The organism is Pseudomonas sp. B33.4, from assembly GCF_034555375.1.
Lineage (GTDB): Bacteria > Pseudomonadota > Gammaproteobacteria > Pseudomonadales > Pseudomonadaceae > Aquipseudomonas.
Map to the genome: position 1 here is coordinate 4,730,951 of NZ_CP140706.1, position 21,052 is coordinate 4,752,002.

At 59.6% G+C, this 21,052-nt stretch carries 13 protein-coding genes; 7 read left to right on the plus strand and 6 right to left on the minus strand.

The genetic code is table 11. The features are described from left to right. Positions 1-41 precede the first annotated feature (41 nt). Entirely contained in the window at positions 42-347 is a 306-nt protein-coding gene (locus tag U6037_RS20760) for a BolA family protein (protein WP_322844372.1), read from the minus strand. A gap of 12 nt (positions 348-359) precedes the next feature. Next, a complete protein-coding gene (locus U6037_RS20765; RefSeq protein ID WP_064391456.1) occupies positions 360-875 on the minus strand; it encodes a DUF2059 domain-containing protein in 516 nt (171 codons plus the stop codon). 193 nt (positions 876-1,068) lie between these two features. Here U6037_RS20765 and U6037_RS20770 point away from each other — a divergent pair, with 193 nt between their 5' ends. After that, positions 1,069-2,463 carry a class II fumarate hydratase gene (locus tag U6037_RS20770; RefSeq protein WP_007908383.1) on the plus strand — a complete coding sequence of 465 codons (1,395 nt, stop codon included), beginning with the start codon at positions 1,069-1,071 and terminating at the stop codon, positions 2,461-2,463. A gap of 104 nt (positions 2,464-2,567) precedes the next feature. Here U6037_RS20770 and U6037_RS20775 read toward each other — a convergent pair whose 3' ends face one another. Further along, positions 2,568-3,527: a DMT family transporter gene (locus U6037_RS20775; protein ID WP_242205785.1), complete on the minus strand. Its 960-nt coding sequence runs from the start codon at positions 3,525-3,527 to the stop codon at positions 2,568-2,570. 210 nt (positions 3,528-3,737) lie between these two features. Between U6037_RS20775 and U6037_RS20780 the strand changes: the two genes are divergently transcribed. After that, positions 3,738-3,932 carry a DUF6316 family protein gene (locus U6037_RS20780; RefSeq protein ID WP_322844373.1) on the plus strand — a complete coding sequence of 65 codons (195 nt, stop codon included), beginning with the start codon at positions 3,738-3,740 and terminating at the stop codon, positions 3,930-3,932. A 135-nt stretch (positions 3,933-4,067) separates the two neighbouring features. Here U6037_RS20780 and U6037_RS20785 read toward each other — a convergent pair whose 3' ends face one another. Then, complete coding sequence (locus tag U6037_RS20785) at positions 4,068-5,252, minus strand: thiolase family protein (RefSeq protein ID WP_322844374.1); 1,185 nt, start codon at positions 5,250-5,252, stop codon at positions 4,068-4,070. A gap of 102 nt (positions 5,253-5,354) precedes the next feature. Then, positions 5,355-6,869, minus strand: a complete 1,515-nt coding sequence (gene pap / locus U6037_RS20790) for a polyphosphate:AMP phosphotransferase (protein WP_322844375.1) — start codon at positions 6,867-6,869, stop codon at positions 5,355-5,357. A 171-nt stretch (positions 6,870-7,040) separates the two neighbouring features. Here pap and mnmC point away from each other — a divergent pair, with 171 nt between their 5' ends. Continuing rightward, complete coding sequence (gene mnmC / locus U6037_RS20795) at positions 7,041-9,020, plus strand: bifunctional tRNA (5-methylaminomethyl-2-thiouridine)(34)-methyltransferase MnmD/FAD-dependent 5-carboxymethylaminomethyl-2-thiouridine(34) oxidoreductase MnmC (RefSeq protein WP_322844376.1); 1,980 nt, start codon at positions 7,041-7,043, stop codon at positions 9,018-9,020. Positions 9,021-9,023: 3 nt separating this feature from the next. Here mnmC and U6037_RS20800 read toward each other — a convergent pair whose 3' ends face one another. Beyond that, positions 9,024-13,835 carry an NEL-type E3 ubiquitin ligase domain-containing protein gene (locus U6037_RS20800; protein ID WP_322844377.1) on the minus strand — a complete coding sequence of 1,604 codons (4,812 nt, stop codon included), beginning with the start codon at positions 13,833-13,835 and terminating at the stop codon, positions 9,024-9,026. Positions 13,836-14,175: 340 nt separating this feature from the next. Between U6037_RS20800 and U6037_RS20805 the strand changes: the two genes are divergently transcribed. The 4 genes from U6037_RS20805 to U6037_RS20820 all read left to right on the plus strand — a co-directional run bounded on the left by U6037_RS20805 (position 14,176) and on the right by U6037_RS20820 (position 20,916). Next, on the plus strand, positions 14,176-15,918 hold the full coding sequence (locus U6037_RS20805; protein WP_322844378.1) for a dermonecrotic toxin domain-containing protein: 1,743 nt from the start codon (positions 14,176-14,178) through the stop codon (positions 15,916-15,918). Positions 15,919-16,084: 166 nt separating this feature from the next. After that, complete coding sequence (locus U6037_RS20810) at positions 16,085-17,857, plus strand: N-acetylglutaminylglutamine amidotransferase (protein WP_322844379.1); 1,773 nt, start codon at positions 16,085-16,087, stop codon at positions 17,855-17,857. A gap of 3 nt (positions 17,858-17,860) precedes the next feature. Further along, positions 17,861-19,609 (plus strand): N-acetylglutaminylglutamine synthetase, encoded by a 1,749-nt coding sequence (ngg, locus tag U6037_RS20815; protein ID WP_322844380.1) that lies wholly within the window; start codon positions 17,861-17,863, stop codon positions 19,607-19,609. Positions 19,610-19,725: 116 nt separating this feature from the next. Continuing rightward, the gene (locus U6037_RS20820) at positions 19,726-20,916 is read left to right on the plus strand and encodes an osmoprotectant NAGGN system M42 family peptidase (RefSeq protein WP_122597192.1); all 1,191 of its coding nucleotides are present in this window, start codon (positions 19,726-19,728) and stop codon (positions 20,914-20,916) included. Positions 20,917-21,052: the final 136 nt, after the last annotated feature.

Genomic DNA, 21,052 nt, shown 5'->3' on the forward strand with positions numbered 1-21,052 from the left:
ACAAGCCAGGAACACTCGCCTTTAGCTTGCAGCTTGCCGCTTCAAGCTTGCGGCTGCCGTCCTCCGGCACAGGTTGGCGACGCCGGAGCGGCGCCGATCTCTGCCCATTCCTGCGGGGTGTAGGTGTGCAGCGCCAACGCATGGAACTCGCCCATCAGCTCGCCGAGCGTGCCGTAGACTTTCTGGTGGCGCTTGACCCGGTTCAGGCCGTCAAACTGCGCGCTGACCACCACGGCCTTGTAGTGCGTCTGCAACCCGCGACTGTGCATGTGGCTTTCATCCAGCACTTGCAGATGTTCGGGCTGAAGCAGCGCCAGCGTCGATTCGATGCGTTGTTGCATGGTCATCACGAACTCCGCTTACTTCTTCTTGGCCGGTGCAGCTGCAGGAGCCAGCTCTTTGGTCATGTCGTCGAGCAGCTTGTTGACGACCGGTACGGCGCTTTCCAGTTTGGCCTGGGTCATCTGGGCCGATTGCTGAGTCAGCTGCGGCATTTTTTCCAGGACTTTCTTGCCCAGTGGCGACTGGTAGAACGCGACCAGGTCTTTCAGCTCGGATTCGCTGAAGTTAGTGGTGTAGAGCTTGACCATGTCCGGCTTCAGCTTGTTCCAGCCAATGGCCTGGTCCAGCGCGGCGTTGGCCTTGGCCTGGTAGGTTTCCAGGACGGCTTTCTTGGCTTCCGGGGCTTTGGTCTGTTCAAAACGCTGAGCGAACATTTGCTGCACTTGCATGTACACCGGAGTGCCCAGCTTGTCAGCGTGCGCCAGGGTCAAGAAAGCTTCAGCACTGGCGTTGTGGCTGGCGGTATCGGCAAGCACCTGGCCGCTGGCGCAAACCAGTGCAACCGCGGTGCAGATGGCACGAAGACGAGTCATCGAGTTTCCTTTTCAGCTAGGCGAGGTAAAACCCCAAGGGCGACCATTCTGCGCCTAAAAAACCTTGTCGCTCAACCCCCGAGCCTTGCCGCGCTTGATTGCCCGGGTTTTACCGGTCAACAATCGGTTCGATGGAACCACCACGGCCGATGCCGGCCTAAACTGCGCAAACAGACCAACAGGAGTGTGCACGATGAGCCGTATCGAAACCGACAGCCTGGGCCAGATCGAAGTCCCGGACGACGCTTACTGGGGTGCTCAGACGCAACGCTCGCTGATCAACTTCGCCATTGGTCAGGAACGCATGCCGCTGCCGGTGCTGCACGCCCTGGCCCTGATCAAGAAAGCCGCCGCCCGGGTCAACGACCGCAACGGTGACCTGCCCGCCGACATTGCCCGCCTGATCGAGCAGGCTGCCGATGAAGTGCTCGATGGCCAGCACGACGACCAGTTCCCGCTGGTGGTCTGGCAGACCGGCAGCGGCACCCAGAGCAACATGAACGTCAACGAGGTGATCGCCGGTCGCGCCAATGAACTGGCCGGTAACCCGCGCGGCGGCAAGACGCCGGTGCACCCGAACGATCACGTCAACCGCTCGCAAAGCTCCAACGACTGCTTCCCCACCGCGATGAGCATCGCCACCGCGCAAGCCGTGCAGGAACAACTGCTGCCGGCGATTGCCGAGCTGTCCGGTGGCCTCGCCGAACTCGCCGCGCGGCACATGAAACTGGTGAAGACCGGGCGCACGCACATGATGGACGCGACGCCGATTACCTTCGGTCAGGAACTGTCCGGGTTTATAGCGCAACTGGATTACGCCGAACGGGCCATTCGCGCCGCGCTACCGGCGGTATGTGAGCTGGCCCAGGGTGGCACCGCCGTCGGCACCGGTTTGAATTCGCCACACGGTTTTGGTGAAGCGATTGCCGCAGAACTGGCGGCGCTCTCAGGCCTGCCGTTCGTCACCGCGCCGAACAAGTTCGCCGCCCTCGCCGGCCACGAACCGCTGACCAGCCTCTCCGGCGCGCTGAAAACCCTCGCCGTGGCGCTGATGAAAATCGCCAACGACCTGCGTCTGCTCGGCTCCGGGCCACGCGCAGGTTTTGCCGAAGTACGCCTGCCGGCGAATGAGCCGGGCAGTTCGATCATGCCGGGCAAGGTCAATCCGACCCAGTGCGAAGCGTTGTCGATGCTCGCCTGTCAGGTGCTGGGCAATGACGTGACGATCGGCATTGCCGCCAGTCAGGGTCACTTGCAATTGAACGTGTTCAAACCGGTGATCATTCACAACCTGCTGCAATCGATTCGTCTGCTGGCCGATGGCTGCAGCAACTTCCAGCAGCACTGCATCGCCGGGCTGGAGCCGGATGCCGAAGTCATGGCCCGCCATCTGGAACGTGGGTTGATGCTGGTGACGGCGCTGAACCCGCATATCGGCTATGACAAGTCGGCGGAAATCGCCAAGAAGGCTTACAGCGAAGGCCTGACCTTGCGTGAGGCGGCATTGGCGCTGGGGTATCTGACGGATGAAGAGTTTGATGCGTGGGTGCGGCCGGAAAACATGATCGAGGCTGGCGCCAAGGGTTAAGTTTTCTAGCGCCTGAAAGTCCGTCTTCGCGAGCAGGCTCGCTCCCACATTGGAATGCACTTCCCTGTGGGAGCGAGCTTGCTCGCGAATGGGAGCGACGCGGTCTAACTGGCAGCCATCTTCATCCGTCGTGCTTTGAGCCCGGCAATCAACGAAGGCCCCAACGCCACCAGCGCCGACCCCAGCACCACCAGCACCGCGCCGCCATACCCAAGTCCGTTGATCTGTTCGGCATGCACATATTCGGGCCAGATCCCGGCCGCAATCGCCACCGCGCCGAACGTCACCAACGGCGTAATCGCCAATGTCGCACTGACCCGGGACGCTTCCCAGTGCGCCAGCGCTTCCGCAAACGCGCCATAGGCAATCAGCGTGTTCATGCAGCACGCCAACAGCAACCAGCCCTGCAATGGACTCAAATTCAGCGCTTCCAGCGGATGCACCCACGGCGTCAGCAACAGTGCGCAGAACAGATAAATCACCATCATCACTTGCAGTGAGTTCCACACCGTCAGCAATTGCTTCTGGCCCAGCGCATAGAAGGTCCACACCGTCGACGCCAACAGCACCAGCAGCACACCTGCGGTGTAATCCGACAGCGAGGTCAGCAGCTCCGCCAGGCGCTGATTGAAGAACAGCACAAAACCGATCAACAGCACCGCCAAGCCAATGCCCTGGCCAATACTGAAACGCTCCTTGAACACAAACAGACTGGCGATCAGCAACATGATCGGGCCCATTTGCACCACCAGTTGCGCGGTGCCGGGGCTGAGCAGATTGAGGCCCATCAGGTACAACACATAGTTGCCGACCAGTCCGAGCACCGCCATCAGCACCAGCCAGCCACCCTTCGGCCCGAGCACTTTACGGCTGGGCAGGCGTTTCACTGCGCTCAGATAGATGAACAGACAACCACCGGAAACCAACAGACGAAACCAGGTCACCGTGACCGGGTCCATCACCAGCAGCACCTGTTTGAGTTTGATCGGCAGGATGCCCCACAAAAAAGCGGTCAGCAGCGCCAGGAACAAGCCGTAGACCCAGCGACCGGATGAAATGTGCATGGAAACCCCAAAGCCTGCTGACAAGTGCGCTCATTCTAGGCCTGCCACTGATCGCGACACAGGGACAGTTGCGCTCAGGACGCGAATGAAACTGTGCAGGTCGCAGCATTAAATTGACACGGCGCCGTTGATCGGCTGGCCGGGCGCGTCAAGTGCTTCAGGCATAAGCTCATTGGATCCCTTTCAGCGCACCAGCCAAGGAGACCGATCATGTTAGCAATGCGCGCGCAGGACAGCGCCCCCGCCACGCACTTTCGCAGCGACCGGGTGTGCCGGGTCAATGGCGAACTGTTTTTCAGCACTCGGGAAAATACCCTTGAGGGGCCGTTTGACAGTGCCGAGCAGATTGAGAAGGAAATCCAGGCTTACATCGCGCGGATGCAAGGACTGGATTCCAGTCGTTAAGCGGTGGTGATCCAATCGCTGGCAAGCCAGCTCCCACAGGATTAGTGGTGTACACAATTTGTGCGACCGTTATGAAACCTGTGGGAGCTGGCTTGCCAGCGATAGCAATGGAACAGACAACAAAAATGCTCTGGCTCAGCGTACTGCCTCAAACAACCCGGTCGCCCCCATCCCGCCGCCCACGCACATCGTGACGATCCCATAACGCAAATTACGCCGCTGCAACTCCCGCACCAGATGCCCGACCTGCCGCGATCCGGTCATGCCAAACGGGTGCCCAATCGAAATCGAGCCGCCGTTGACGTTGTACTTTTCGTTGTCGATCTCCAGCCGATCACGGCTGTACAGGCACTGGGAAGCAAACGCCTCGTTCAGCTCCCACAAATCGATATCCGCCACCTGCAAGCCCTTGGCCTTGAGCAGCCTCGGCACCGAAAACACCGGGCCGATGCCCATCTCGTCAGGTTCGCATCCGGCGACGGTGAAACCACGGAAAAACGCTTTCGGCTTGAGCCCCAGTTGCAGGGCTTTTTCCAGGCTCATCACCAAGGTCATCGAGGCACCGTCGGACAGCTGCGACGAGTTGCCCGCCGTCACCGAGCCGTCTTCGGCGAACACCGGTTTCAATCCAGCAAGGCTTTCATAAGTGGTGTCCGGGCGGTTGCAGTCGTCGCGATCGACCACGCCGTCGAGAATCTGCACCTCGCCAGTGTTCTTGTCCTCGACGCGGTATTTCACCGCCATCGGCACGATTTCATCGTTGAACAACCCGGCCGCCTGCGCCTGCGCAGTACGGATCTGACTTTGCAGCGAATACCGGTCCTGCGCTTCACGGCTGACGCCATAACGCCGCGCCACGATTTCGGCGGTCTGGCCCATCGTGTAATAGATGCCCGGCGACTGTTGCTTGAGCAACGGGTTGATCAGGTGATCGGTGTTGACGCTTTTCATCGTCAGGCTGATCGACTCAACGCCGCCGGCAACGATGATGTCGCTGCAACCCGAGGCGATCTGGTTGGCGGCAATCGCAATCGCCTGCAAACCCGACGAACAGAAACGATTGAGGGTCATGCCGGCGGTGCCGGTGCCCAGACGCGAGAGCACTGCGACGTTACGGCCGATGTTGTAGCCCTGCGCGCCTTCATTGGAGCCGGCGCCGACGATGCAATCCTCGACACTGGCCGGGTCGATGTCGTGGCGCTCAAGCAGGGCGTTGACGCAATGAGCCGCCATGTCATCGGGACGGGTCTGGTTGAACTTGCCGCGAAAGGATTTGGCCAGGCCAGTCCGTACGCTGTCGACGATCACCACTTCACGCATGGCATACCTCATTGTTGTGGTCGGTTGAGAGTGGACCGAGCATAAGTCCACCGCATCAACCACCGCGACAATCATTCACCCCGCGTATGCGTGTTCATCGGTTCAGTCCTTGTGCTTCTTCGCGTGCTTGTCGGATTTCTCGAAGGCGTCTTCGAGTGCGCGGTTGATCGTGCGCAACACCTTCACGCGGGCCCAGCGCTTGTCATTCGCTTCGACCAGCGTCCACGGGGCGATTTCCGAGCTGGTGCGGTCGACCATATCGCCCACGGCGGCGCGGTAGTCATCCCACTTGTCGCGGTTGCGCCAGTCGTCTTCGGTGATCTTGAAGCGCTTGAAGGGGATTTCTTCGCGGGCCTGGAAACGCTCCATCTGCGTGTCCTTGTCGATGGCCAGCCAGAACTTGACGACGATCACCCCGGCGTCCGCCAGTTGCTCTTCGAAATCATTGATCTCGCCATAGGCGCGCAGCCAGTCGGCGGGTGTGCAAAAGCCTTCGATGCGCTCGACCAACACTCGGCCATACCAGGAACGGTCGAACACGGTGAACTTGCCGCGCGCCGGAATGTGCCGCCAGAAACGCCACAAGTACGGCTGCGCTCTTTCTTCTTCGGTCGGCGCAGCAATCGGCACAATGTTGTATTGACGTGGATCGAGCGCCGCCGCCACCCGACGGATCGCCCCGCCCTTGCCTGCCGCGTCGTTGCCTTCGAATACCGCGATCAGCGCGTGGCGGCGCATGCGTTTGTCGCGCATCAACCCGGACAGGCGCGCCTGCTCGGTGATCAGTTGTTCTTCGTAGTCTTTCTTCTCCAGGCGCTGGGTCAGGTCGAGGCTGTCGAGCAGGTTCAACTGATCGACCGGCGTGCCCAACGGCGCGGCGCTGACATCGTGCGGGTGCACGTCCGGGCGTTTCAGCGCGCTCTGCAAACCTTCGAGGAGTATCTTGCCCACCGCCAGGCTGCGGTAGTTGGCGTCGGCGCCTTCGATCACATGCCATGGCGCGTAGTCACGACTGGTACGGCGCAGCACGCGCTCGCCGTATTTGACGAACTTGTCGTAGGTTTGCGATTGCTGCCAGTCCAGCGGGCTGATGCGCCAGCTGTGCAACGGGTCATCGGCCAGCGCCTTGAGTCGCGCCTTCATCTGTTTCTTGGACAGGTGAAACCAGAACTTGAAGATCAGCGCGCCTTCATCGCAGAGCATCTTTTCCAGACGCTCGGCGCCGGCAATCGCCTGGTCCAGACGCGGATCCTTGAACAAGCCATGCACCCTGCCCTGCAGCATCTGGCTGTACCAGTTGCCGAAGAAAATCCCCATGCGCCCCTTGGCCGGGAGCATCCGCCAGTAACGCCAGGCCGGTGGCCGCGACAGCTCTTCATCGGTCTGCTGATCGAAGGTGCGCACCTCGATCAGGCGCGGGTCCATCCACTCATTGAGCAGCTTGACCGTCTCGCCCTTGCCCGCGCCTTCGATGCCGTTGATCAGGATGATCACCGGGAAACGCTTCTGCTGCTGCAACTCGAACTGCGCTTCCAGCAGTGCTTCACGCAGCGCAGGCACGGCCGCATCGAAGGTGTCTTTGTCGATGGCGTGACCGATTTCAGCGGATTCAAACATGGGACGGCTCCTTCCAGGATTCAGCAAGACTAGCGGATTGGGCACAGCAGCGGCGCAGAAATTCCCGCAGGTAGCAGATTGTCCGTCAGTCGCGGTGGCAAGCCTTGCCATGGATCAAGCAACGCCTGCACGATCAGCTAGAATGGCGGCCTTGTCGTTGCCGAGCCTGCCATGAAACCTGTAATGCCCCATGCCCAACTCGATTGGGATGATCAGGGACGCCCGCGTTCGCGGGTGTTCGATGACGTGTATTTTTCCGACCAGTCGGGGCTGGAAGAAACCCGTTATGTGTTCCTCGAACAAAACCGTCTGGCCGAGCGCTTTGCCGCGTTGCCGGCACACGGACGGCTGGTCATCGGCGAAACCGGGTTCGGCACCGGGCTGAATTTTCTCTGCGCCTGGCAGCTGTTCGAACAGCACGCCATGGCAGGGGCGCGGCTGCATTTCGTCAGTGTTGAAAAGTACCCATTGAGCCCATCGGATTTGCAACGGGCCTTGGCCTTGTGGCCTGAACTCAAGCCACTGTCCGATCAGTTGCTGACGCACTACGTGGCGATCCATCAGGGTTTTCAGCGCATCACTTTGGCCAACGGCCGCGTGACGTTGACACTGTTGATCGGCGATGCACTGGAACAACTGCCGCAGCTCGATGCGCAGATCGATGCATGGTTTCTCGACGGCTTCGCCCCGGCGAAAAACCCCGACATGTGGACCGCTGAACTGTTTGTCGAACTCGCACGTCTCGCAGCGCCCGGCTCGACCATCAGTACCTTTACCAGCACCGGTTGGGTACGGCGTTTGCTCAACGCTGCCGGGTTCAAAATGAAACGCACGCCGGGGATCGGCCACAAATGGGAAATCCTCCGTGGCGAATTTCTCGGCTGGCCAGCGGAAGTAACGCCGCCCACGCCGCAAAAACCCTGGTTCGCTCGCCCTGCTCCGGTAACCGCTGAACGGCGCGCGCTGGTGATCGGCGCCGGTCTGGCCGGCTGTGCCACAGCGTCGAGTCTGGCTGCTCGCGGCTGGCAAGTCAGTTTGCTCGAACGCCACGACGCCGTGGCGCAAGAAGCCTCGGGCAACCCGCAGGGCGTGCTGTACCTGAAGTTGTCCGCTCACGGTACGGCGTTGTCGCAACTGATCGTCAGCGGTTTCGGTTACACCCGGCGCCTGCTGGAGTCCCTGCAACGCGGCAGCGACTGGGACGCTTGCGGTGTGCTGCAACTGGAGTTCAATGCCAAGGAAGCCGAGCGCCACGCGCAATTGGCGCAAGCCTTCCCGGAAGATCTGTTGCAGTGGCTGGAGCAACCCGAGGCGCAGGCCCGCGCCGGTGTCGGTGTGGCCCATGGCGGCTTGTACTATCCCGAAGGTGGCTGGGTGCATCCGCCGGCGCTGTGTCAGGCGCAAGCGGCGCAGCCGAACATCGAACTGCTCAACCATTGCGAAGCGCTGCAACTGCGTAAAGTCGATGGTCAGTGGCAAGCGCTGGACGGTGACCGTTTGCTCGCCAGCGCACCGGTCGTGGTGCTGGCCGGTGCTGCCGAGATCAAACGCTTCGCCCAGAGTGCCGAGTTGCCGCTCAAACGCATTCGCGGGCAGATCACGCGTCTGGCCGAAACCGCGGCAAGTCAGACGCTGGCCACAGTGGTCTGTGCCGAAGGCTACGTCGCGCCTGCCCGTTTGGGCGAACACACCCTCGGCGCCAGTTTCGATTTCACCAGCGATGACCTGACGCCGACCACCGCCGAACACGCTGGCAATCTGGCGATGCTCGAAGAGATTTCCACTGACCTCGTCGCCCGCCTGCAAATCAGCGAACAGCCTGTCGAAAACCTGCAGGGCCGCGCAGCCTTTCGCTGCACCAGCCCTGACTATTTGCCGATTGTCGGCCCGCTGGCCGATCGCCAAGCGTTCCTCGACGCTTATGCGGCGCTGAGCAAAGACGCCCGTCAGGTGCCGGACATCGTCTGCCCGTGGCTCGACGGTCTGTACATCAACAGCGGCCATGGTTCGCGAGGACTGATCACCGCGCCGCTATCGGGCGAACTGCTGGCTGCCTGGCTGGACAACGAACCACTGCCGCTGCCCAGAAGCGTCGCCGAAGCCTGTCATCCCAACCGTTTCGTGTTGCGCCAACTGATTCGTGGCAAGTAGTGCTCATACGTCGTTCAGGGTGCAAAGACCCAGGTCCGCAGTGCGCAGCGCATCGGTGGTCAGAAGCGTCACCACATCGTCTATGGCGCTTTGCCGTTCGGCCTTGATGACCTCTGCCTGGCTTAAATAGTCGGCATCGGACAACTTGTCCTTCTGCGCGTCCAAGGCACTCATGCGCGGCATGTACACGTCATCGAGAGGGGAAAACTTTCGCGCAAATGTGCGTTGCAGGTAGGCTCTCCAGAATGACCGCTCACTCATGAACTTCAGCCATTTGGGCGAGAGTTCGGCCGTAGCGACTTGGTTTTTCGCCACTTCCAGATCGGCTTCGGTAACCGTGCTTAATGTGCCAAAAAGCATGTTGCGTGGCTGGCCGGGCAAATCCAGCGCCTCGGCAAGGCCGATGCGATAGGCGAGACTCACTTCCAGCGGATCAGCCGCCGGGACCTTGGCGGCATGTGCCAGGGCGATGTCGTTCAGTTGCTCAAGCCGGAACAGACCACGCCCCAGTTCCAGCAGCGGTCTGGCGCTGGTGATTCGCTCTCCGGCGAGCCGGGTGACCCGATCGACTTCCACAGCAACCTCCAGATAACTGAAATTCATCGCCGCACTGTCAGTGCAATTGATCGGGGTGGCGGCCACGTTCAATATCTGATCACACAGCACGCTATCGGATTCGGCTGCTTCCAGCACGGCCCAGACCCGCCGCTGCATGTCCTTTTTGACCTTCTCCGAATCGGCGGTATCGCCCAGTTCGGCAAGCAGATGAAACAGGCCGTCGGCGCGTGAATCATCCTTGAATGCGTTCCAGATCCGTTCACGCCTGGCCCCGACCTCACCCGTCTCCTCAGAAAGCCACAGCGAGCGTGCCTGTTGTTCGTTGAGTCGAGCGATGTCGTTTTCCAGATAGCCCATGCCGACGCCGAAATTGTCGCGATAGGTCTCCAGATACGTTTTGCTCGGATCGACCAGAGGATTGAGCCTCAGGTTCAGCGTCTGGCTGAAACGTCGCGGTGTCTTGAACAGCCAGTCAGGCAGGTTTTTGATCTGGTTGCGGCTCAAGTCTGTCCAGTCCAGATACAGCAGACGCTCCAGCCCCTTGGGCATTTCCGTGAGGCCGGTATCTTCCAGCAGCAGCCGGCGCAGATTGAACATCTGGCTGACATCCGGCGTGGCACCCAGAGGATTTTCGTTGAGGTTCAGATGGTGCAGCGAACGTAAACCGTTGAGTTTGGCCAGCGTCTGCTCGGTCAACTGGAGCTTGTTGCGCGCCAGGCTCAAGCGGCTCAGATCGGGCATATGCGACAGCACTTCAGGCAGACGAGTGATGGCGTTCTTGTCGAGTTCCAGCGACTCAAGCTTTTTGAACGACTTGAGGAAGTGTGCGACGTCATCATCCAGCGCCATGTCATTCATGAACAATTGCTGGATGTGCTCGAAACTGATCCCCGGTGGCAGGGTCGGCAGCTTGCCGACGCGCATGCCATCAAGTTTCAACACGCCGACCGATTTTCCAGCTTCGTTATTGACCGAGTAGAACCGGCGAAAGCCTTTTTCGATCAGCTCGGCCATGGTCTGACGACTGTGCCGCACCTCCGCCAGATCACCTCCCAGCTTACTCATGGCGGTCGTATCCTCGCTCCAGAGAAACAGCGCTTCACGCAGGCTTTGCAGATCCCGGCGCAACTCATTGACCCGTGTTGCACGGGTCAGCAGGTCTTCTCCCAGCCCCTCAATGAACTCACTGGCCTGCGCTTCACTCAGGCGCGGATAGAGCTTGCGGACTTTGCGCATCAGCGCTGGCGGATGCTTCACCTGCGGTGGATGGTCGCCTTGCATACAGGCAGGCTCGACCACCCGCGGTTCGTATGTGCCCCGGGCCAGCGTGCGGGCTGTGGCCTCGCGCTGCTCCAGCGCAGTGTCGAGCAACTGTTTGCGCAGCCGTGGGCTGTCGGCCGGCAGTGGATCGGCATATCCGACGGCTATTCGCTGGCGTGGCGGTAGTGCCTTGAGGATGGCGGCGTACAGGGCGTCAGGGCCGGAAGCAACCTTGCCCAGGGTTTTGCCATCGCCGCCAAACGCTTCATAGCCTTCGGCGGTTTTGACCAGCGAGCAGGTATTGACGGGGGTCGCCGACGTTTCGCCAACGGCTTGCAGAATCGGCCCGGTGAGCGCCTTGTCACGTAGTTCCAGACGCAGTCGAGAATCCCAGCCGCTCAGCCGAGGCAACAACTGAATCGCCAGATTGTCGGTGTCGGCATTGGCCAGACGCGGCCAGTGAAACCCCGCCAGTGCGCGGTCCAGACGCACCTGGGCGATGGCCTCCCTGACTTGCTGCCCGAGCCTCAGCGGCACTCGCCCGGTCGAACGCAAATGCAGGCGCTGCGCACTCGGCGCACGTTCGATGAGCGCTTTCGCATAGCGCGCCGGAATGTCGGCAAATACCTGGCGCAGCTTCAGAACATCATCAATGTCACTCTGATCGTAGCGCTGATACATGCGCTCGAAAGCCGCGCGATGATCTGCCTTGAGCGCCGCGCCCAGTTTCTTTGCCAGGGTCGATTCTTCGACGCTTTTCGCGACTTTGCTGCCCAGCAAGGCGTCGACCTCTTTCTGGTACAGGCCATCAACCACGGTTTGCAACAACTGCCCGCGCGCCAGTTGCTGTTCGCTGACTACCACACCCAGCGACTCATTGAGGACCTTGGTCAGGGGATAGGTCGCCGTCACGCTGCCTTCGGCGTCGGTCACCTCGATGTAGCGGTCGGTTGGCCAGCCGGACATCGTCGGCAAGGCCTGCAACTGCTCCTCGACAGGCTGGCCGGAATGGGTTTCGCCGCTTTGCAGTTCGAGGGTCAATTGCCGCAGCTGGCGCACGATCCGCGCGCGCTCGACGGTTTCCCGCAAGCGCACAGGCAGGCTCAGATTGTCGGTAAAGGCCTGTTGCAAGGCATCGTGAGGGGTGTCGCTGACGCGGCACAGCATGTCCAGATCGGTATCGACGAATTCACTCAACTGCGGATCGATACGCTTGAGCGTGTAGGCCGCACTGCTCCATTGCTGTGGTTCTTCTGCGGGCAGCCGCCAGCCGCATTCGACGTGCCGGACAAGCTCTGGAACATAAGCGCGTGCACGTTCGGCATGTTCCAGACGCCAGACTTTCGCGGTGGAATCGTAGGGGCCGGCGAAAAACCGATGTTCGACGCGGGCGATGGTTTTCCCGCCGATCTGATAAAAATCCCTGGAACCCGGCGCGACGGTCACGCCTGCCGGAAGGGAATGCTCATAGCGCGAGAGATCGGGTTTCCACAGACGCGGTTTGCCGGCGCTATTGAGCACCGCGGCAAACTCACCGAAGAACTCCGGGTGTGAGCGCAGCAGCTTTTTACCCAGTGCTCCCAAAGCTTTTTGCCCGCCGGCAAAGGCGCCCATCAGGGCGATATTTTCCGCCACGCTCAACAGATGCGACAGCGCTTGCTCATGATCGCCACGGCGCCAGTCCTCGACACCTTCATACACCTCGCCGAGCAACTGCCCGACTGCAACGCCCATCATCAACTGCCCCAGCACTGGCACGATGAAGCCCGCCACGGAGACGATGGTCACGCCCAACTGCAGAAAATCCAGCAGGCGCTTCTTGCGCACCTCCTCATCGACATCGGCGGTCGGCACGGCCAGCTTGCGCGCGTCGAGTTGCAACTTGCCGACGTGGCTTTGCACCATGAACTCAAAGAGCGCCACGGTGATCGGCACCTGCTTGATGTGGCCCAGATCAGCGCTATCGGCGACGGACTTGAAGAAGTCGGCCTTGTCATCATCATCGATGCTGTTGGCGAGGTAATCCTTGTAACTTTTTAGCTTCAATTGCTGTGTCAGGTACTGCTTGAACGCGGTGAAACTGGAGTACTCGTACAGGGGGCGCTCGGGCTCACCGGCCATGTACACCAGGCACCACTCATCCGGGTACAACTCCACCGAACGGGCAGAAAACGCCACCACGCCCCAGACACAACTGTCGAAAATCCGGATGCCTTGCATGATCAGCGTTCGGTTGCCGTAGCGCAGCGTTTGCGCTGACGCCACGCCATCTTCGTCGATCAGCTTCTGCAGCATGCGCTGACCTGCCAGAGTGATATGACTTTTGAGCGCGGCCTGGTGCACGTCAAACTGCAACAGCAGCTTTTTCATGCTCGCGATATCAGCGGTCATGGTACTGGTGACGATCACCTCGCCATCGCTGTCGAGCAGGCCAAACACCTGCTGAAAATGCTCTTGATAGCGTTTGCCCAGATCCAGCGTTCGGCAAAAAGCGGCGAACGTGGCCGGGGTCAGCCCGGCGACCCCGTCCGGGGCACTGTGCACTCGAATGAAACTGCCTTGCGGAAAGCTGTCAGCCGCTTCGTCCTTGCTGAAGTTCTGCATCGCCGCTTGCAACAGCGTCGATGTAGCGTGCGGGAAGGTCTGAATACCGTTCTCATCGGTTGAAATCGCGGGGCAACCGCAATCAACGCCCGGCAAACTCAGAAAGTCCTTTTCGACATCAAAGGTTACCGACCATTTGCGCTTCAAGGCCTCGCTCAGTTCACTGATGCAGAACGCCTGCAACGGCTTTATCGCAAGCAGGTCCGCCGCCACGGTCGACTGAATCCTGTGCAGATCACGGCTTGTCTGATCAAGGGCGGACAAAGCGGCCACCGGCGCTTTCAATAAATGCGCCGGCAGGCTTTTTTGCAAAACCCGGGCGGTATCGAGATCCTCTGTGGCATCGAGCAAGGTGCTGAGGATTGCTTGTTGCGTCTTTACTTTGGTTGCCATCGGCAATAGTCCTTTATTGCGAGCTGGAGCATTGAACATATAGAAAGCGCAACACAATTAACAATACAAAATCCGATGCTCAGGCATGCACAAAGCAACAGTATTTTTCATCAACAACATAGATATCTACCACCACTTCCCCGACACCTACAGACTGCCCGGATCGTCATTTTTCATGCAAATGCCGCCTACACACCCAGACCTTTCCGTGGCGATAGATATGTATATCTTTCAATCAAAATACCGTTCGCTTCATGGCTCGAGCGATCAACTAAACACGTTATTATTTCTCGTCTTGACGGCCTAGGATCAAGTCTCTTATTCAACACGAGACTTCCACATGATTACCCAGCCCCAACAACAAGCGAGCGCTTTGGCAAAAGAAGCCACGCTAAAAAAACTGCTCAATGAATTGGGTGACCAGGACAAGGCAAACGTCGTGGCCCATTTCATCAATGACGGATTGCTCAAAGCCGATCCGGTCAGGCTGGGCGAATTCCGCGCATTACTCGATGAGGCGCTGCCCTACCAGAACTACATGGATCAATTGCTGAGCAAACTGGAAACACTGGAGGATTTCTGCAAGCGAAAGCTGCGACAGGCCCTGCAGCAACACTATGGAAGGCGGTTCCGCGTCAGCGACAGCATCAAGCTCAAACCCGCGACGGCCGTTGATGACGGTGCCCACACCTACACTTTGTTGCAGGCGGCAATGCTTAATTTTACGGAACAGGAAGCGGCTGCCGGTTACTTCTCGGACGACAGCAAGACCCTGTCCAGAGTCGACAAAAAATCGGCCGACGGCTCAATCCCCACTCAAATAACCGCACAAGCGTTTGCCCTGTTGAGCCGCCAGCTTGATCTCGGCGGCAATTACCAGATACATGTTTCCAGAACGTTCAGAGTTTCAAGCCTCGAATTGATCAGTCTGCGAATGCACAAAACAAACATGAAACTTTCCGCCTACGCAAAGTATTTCAGCAAACCGAACTTCCCGCTTCATCGACTGATCACCCTGTTGAATCTTGCCAAAGGCAACGAAGACATCTTTCATGGCGAACTTTTCAACAACTCCAGTATCAAGTTGCAGTCGATACAGCTTTTTGGCAAATACATGACAGATGCCGTATTGATCACCTGTCGCCAGACCGATCACTCGACGAAAGACAGTTATTACGCCTACATCCCCAATGATACTGGCGACAGCTTTTATCAGGATGACAGTGAAGAGCAGTGCAGGTATCGCCTGGCCGTCAACCTCGTTGCAAGTAAAGAACTGCAGGAACTGTTGATTTCGCAACTGACTCACCGCGAACAACGTGAATTCCGGGCATTGAATCTGCAAAGCATTTCGTTTGTGGACGACATCGCGTTCACCCCGCTGAAGACAGGCCTGTACAAACATCTTTTCGATCGCCATCTCGACAAGTTGATTGCAGATGCCGGGGAACTTGCCGTCGCGGTTGCCAATGTCAACGAGCCCGCCTACGCCAATCGACGACACACTCAGGCGCTACGCACAGAGACTGCGCATCTCAACAACGCGAACGAGGATTTCAGCAGGCACTTGCGTGTCTATGCCACGGACGAATTGCTCGCCCTCGTCTTCGCCAGCCTCGACCGCTGGACAGCCATCGAAAAACACGACGGGCTGTCTCGACTGGTAAATCTGAAAAAGCGCTTGTCCACCACAGACACCGGTAAACCCGGTGCTCAGATAAACAGCGCACTGGCTGACGACTACTTCGGGCCGTTCGAGGTGCAGAAAGATTTACCCGGGCAATCGGCCGATCGGCTGCAAAAGCCTGCCTTGGCGGCGTATGAGCAAAGCAGCGAAATCGCCGAGAAGGTGCTGCTGCAGAAAAAATTCGATGACGACGAACATGGGCTGCTCAGCTGGAACGGGCGACATTACATCCAGTTCGACAAGCGCATTTATGAGGTAGAGCCCGATCCGTCTGCCTGGCGGATCCGACATCCGTCGAACGCCGAAGCCACTCGCCTGGCGGTGCAGTACGACGCTGAAAGCGGCTGGAGCGTACAACTCAAAGACACTGTCGTGTCCGACCGCTCAGCCCCCTGAAAAATGCAAACGCTACGCAGACAATCCTTCAGAGCCGGCGCTATAGATTCCTTATAACTTATCGTTCTAAAACTCCACTTACCGGGGCGGGTCAGTTTCTGAGTACCCGCCCTTCTGGCGAGGTACGGCTTGACCCCTCCCCAACGGAAAAACCGGTAAGGATTTTATGTGCGGATTAGCTGGCGAGTTACGTTTTGATCAACAACCTGCAGACCTTGCAGCGATCGAGAGAATCACCCATCACCTGGCCCCTCGCGGCCCCGACGCGTGGGGCTTCCATGCCCAAGGGCCGATTGCCCTGGGCCATCGTCGCCTGAAAATCATGGACCTGTCGGACGGCTCGGCGCAGCCGATGATCGACAGCCAACTGGGCCTATCCCTGGCCTTCAACGGCGCGATCTACAACTTCCCGGAACTGCGCGCCGAGCTCGAAGCGCTGGGTTATGCCTTCTATTCCGGTGGCGACACCGAAGTGCTGCTCAAGGGCTATCACGCCTGGGGCGAGGCACTGCTGCCGAAGCTCAACGGCATGTTCGCGTTTGCCATTTGGGAACGCGACGCCAAACGCCTGTTCATCGCCCGCGACCGTCTCGGCGTGAAGCCGTTGTACCTGTCGCGTACCGGCCAGCGCCTGCGCTTTGCCTCGGCATTGCCGGCATTGCTCAAGGGCGGTGACATCAACCCGATCCTCGACCCGGTGGCGCTCAATCACTACCTGAATTTTCATGCCGTGGTCCCGGCACCGCGCACTTTGCTGGCGGGCATCGAAAAACTGCCACCGGCGACCTGGATGCGCGTTGAGGCCGATGGCAGCACCGAGCAGAAAACCTGGTGGACCCTGCCTTACGGTCCGCACGACGACGAGAAAAACCTGAAGCTGGAAGACTGGGTCGACCGCGTGCTCGACAGCACCCGCGAAGCGGTAGCGATTCGTCAACGTGCGGCGGTGGATGTCGGCGTGCTGCTGTCCGGCGGTGTCGATTCGAGCATGTTGGTTGGCCTGTTGCGTGACGTCGGCGTCGAGAATCTGTCGACCTTCTCCATCGGCTTTCAGGATGCCGGCGGTGAGCGCGGTGACGAGTTTCAATATTCCGACCTGATCGCCAAACACTACGGCACCCAACATCATCAATTGCGTATCGACGAGAAAGAAATCATCGAGCAATTGCCCGCCGCGTTCCGCGCGATGAGCGAGCCAATGGTCAGCCATGACTGCATCGCCTTCTATCTGCTGTCCCGTGAAGTGGCCAAACATTGCAAGGTTGTACAGAGCGGCCAGGGCGCGGACGAGTTGTTCGCCGGTTATCACTGGTATCCGCAAGTCGACGGCGCGGCCGATCCGTATGCGGCCTATCGCAACGCGTTTTTCGACCGCAGTTACGACGACTATGCCGCCACCGTGCAGCCCAAATGGCTGACCGCGAACGATGCAGCCGGCGACTTTGTGAAAGAACATTTCGCCCAGCCCGGCGCCGATGCGGCGGTGGATAAAGCCCTGCGGCTGGACAGCACGGTGATGCTGGTCGACGACCCGGTCAAACGCGTCGACAACATGACCATGGCCTGGGGCCTGGAAGCGCGCACGCCGTTTCTTGACTATCGACTGGTCGAACTGTCGGCCCGTGTGCCGGGTAAATTCAAGCTGCCGGATGGCGGTAAACAAGTCCTCAAAGAAGCGGCGCGCCGGGTTATCCCAAGTGAAGTGATCGACCGTAAAAAAGGCTACTTCCCGGTGCCCGGCCTCAAGCACTTGCAGGGCGACACGCTGAACTGGGTACGCGAACTCCTGCTCGACCCGAGTCAGGATCGCGGCCTGTTCAACCCGGCCATGCTCGACAAATTGCTGACCGATCCGCAAGGCCAGTTAACGCCGTTGCGCGGTTCGAAGCTGTGGCAACTGGCAGCTCTGAATCTGTGGCTCAGTGAACAAGGAATCTGATCGATGAAACCCCACGCCACGGCCATCAACCAACGGCTGCTACGCGGTCAGACACCGTCCTATGAACGCTTGCAGGCACGTCTGGCCGAAGACGGCAGCGCACGGGTCGCTGACCCGATTGCGCTGCATTGCGGCTGGGGCCGGTTGCTGATCGGCCACACGTTTCCCGACCCGGCGTCGCTGGCTCAAGAGTTGCTGAAAGAGCAACCCGGTGAGCGCGACATCGCGCTGTACGTCGCTGCGCCGCAGCAGATTCTCGGTCTGGAGCCGACGCAACTGTTTCTCGACCCGTCCGACACTTTACGCCTGTGGTTCAGCGATTATCGTCAGGCCACCCGAGTGTTTCGCGGCTTTCGCATTCGTCGCGCGCAGAGTGAAGCGGACTGGCAGGCGATCAACCAGTTGTATTCGGCGCGCGGCATGTTGCCGATCGACGCCACCCGGCTCACTCCGCATCATCAGGGCGGCCCGGTGTACTGGCTGGCCGAAGATGAAGACAGCGGCGCGGTGATCGGCAGCGTCATGGGCCTTAATCACCACAAGGCATTCAATGACCCGGAGAACGGCAGCAGCCTCTGGTGTCTGGCGGTTGATCCGCAGTGCTCCCGACCGGGTGTCGGCGAAGTGCTGGTGCGACACCTGATCGAACACTTCATGAGTCGCGGTTTGAGTTACCTCGACCTGTCGGTGCTGCACGACAATCGTCAGGCGAAAAACCTCTACGCCAAGCTCGGTTTCCGCAACCTGTCGACCTTTGCCATCAAGCGCAAGAACGGCATCAACCAGCCGCTGTTTCTCGGCCCTGGGCCGGAGGCGCAGTTCAATCCGTATGCGCGGATCATTGTTGAAGAAGCGCATCGGCGCGGCATCGATGTGCAGGTGGATGACGCCGATGCCGGGCTGTTCACCCTCAGCCATGGTGGCCGGCGCGTGCGTTGCCGTGAATCGCTGAGCGACCTGACCAGCGCGATCAGCATGAGCCTGTGCCAGGACAAAAGCCTGACGCACAAGGTGCTGAAAGCCGCCGGTCTGAATCTGCCGTCGCAGCAACTGGCGGGCAATGCCGACGACAATCTGGCCTTTCTCGATGAGCATCAACGGGTGGTGGTCAAGCCGCTCGACGGAGAACAGGGCCAGGGCGTGGCGGTGGATTTGCAGAGCATCGAAGAGGTGCAGCAGGCCATCGAAACGGCCAGGCAATTCGACAGCCGTGTGCTGTTGGAAAGCTTCCATGAAGGGCTTGATCTGCGGATTGTGGTGATTGGCTTTGAAGTGGTTGCAGCAGCGATTCGCAAACCGGCGGAAGTGGTCGGCGATGGTCAGCATTCGGTCGGCGCGTTGATCGAGGCGCAGAGTCGGCGTCGGCAAGCGGCCACCAGCGGCGAAAGCAAGATTCCACTGGATCACGAAACCCAACGCACCCTGCATGCGGCGGGTTATGACTACAGCAGCGTTCTGCCGGCTGGCGAGCATCTGTTTGTGCGCCGTACGGCCAATCTGCACACCGGCGGCACGCTGGAAGATGTCACCGCGATTCTGCACCCAACCCTGGTCGACGCTGCTGTGCGAGCCGCGCGGGCACTGGATATTCCGATGGTCGGGCTCGACTTGATGGTGCCGGCGGCGGATCAACCGGAGTACGTGTTTATCGAGGCCAACGAGCGTGCCGGGCTGGCCAACCATGAGCCGCAGCCGACGGCCGAGCGCTTTGTCGATTTGTTGTTTCCGCACAGTCAGCCGGCTGTCTCTTGATTCTTCAGCGACTGGGCTGACGCCATCGCTGGCAAGCCAGCGATGAGGCCCGATCAGGCAACACAAAACTTTCTCTCATCGAAACCATCGGTGTGCTCAACCCATCAGGAGTTTCCATGACCACGCAAATCCCCGAACCGGATCTCAACTACCTGCAAAAAGTCCTCCTGGAAATGCTCGCCATTCCCAGTCCCACCGGGTTTACCGACACCATCGTGCGTTACGTCGCCGAGCGTCTGGAGGAACTTGGCATTCCGTTTGAAATGACCCGGCGCGGTACTATTCGCGCCACGCTCAAGGGCAAAAAGAACAGCCCTGACCGCGCAGTCTCAGCGCATCTGGACACCATCGGCGCCGCCGTTCGCGCGATCAAAGACAACGGTCGCCTGACCCTCGCCCCGGTCGGCTGCTGGTCGAGCCGTTTCGCCGAGGGCAGTCGCGTCAGCCTGTTTACCGACAACGGCGTGATTCGCGGCAGTGTCTTGCCGCTGATGGCGTCCGGGCATGCCTTCAACACTGCAGTCGATGAAATGCCGATCAGTTGGGATCACGTCGAGCTACGTCTGGACGCTTATTGCGCGACCAAGGCTGATTGCGATTCGCTGGGCATCAGCGTCGGTGACGTGGTGGCCTTCGATCCGCTGCCGGAGTTCACCGAAAGCGGCCATATCAGCGCTCGTCACCTGGATGACAAGGCCGGTGTCGCCGCGCTGCTGGCATCACTCAAAGCCATTGTCGACAGCGGTCAGGAACTGATGATCGACTGCCATCCGCTGTTCACCATCACCGAGGAAACCGGTAGCGGTGCGGCGGCGGCATTGCCTTGGGACGTCAGTGAATTTGTCGGCATCGACATCGCGCCGGTCGCACCGGGGCAGCATTCCAGCGAACACGCGGTGAGTGTGGCAATGCAGGATTCCGGCGGACCGTACGACTATCACCTGTCGCGGCATTTGTTGCGTCTGGCGGGTGAAAACGAGTTGCCGGTGCGCCGCGACCTGTTCCGCTATTACTTCAGCGATGCGCATTCGGCAGTGACGGCCGGCCACGATATCCGCACTGCCCTGCTCGCTTTTGGTTGTGATGCGACGCATGGTTATGAGCGCACGCACATCGACAGTCTGGCGGCGTTGAGCCGGTTGTTGGGCGCTTATATTCTGAGCCCACCGGTGTTCGCCAGCGATGCGGCGCCGGCAAATGCTTCGCTGGATCGCTTCAGTCATCAGATCGAACATGACACGCAGATGGAGAGTGATACGCGGGTGCCGTCGGTGGACAGCCTGGTGGGGCAACGTTCCGACAGCTGATCCGGTTTTTGTGATGACCGGACTGGCCTCATCGCTGGCAAGCCAGCTCCCACAGTTTTCGCGGTGAATCACCTATTTTTGAACACCCTCAAACCCTGTGGGAGCTGGCTTGCCAGCGATGGGGCAAGCACGGTCA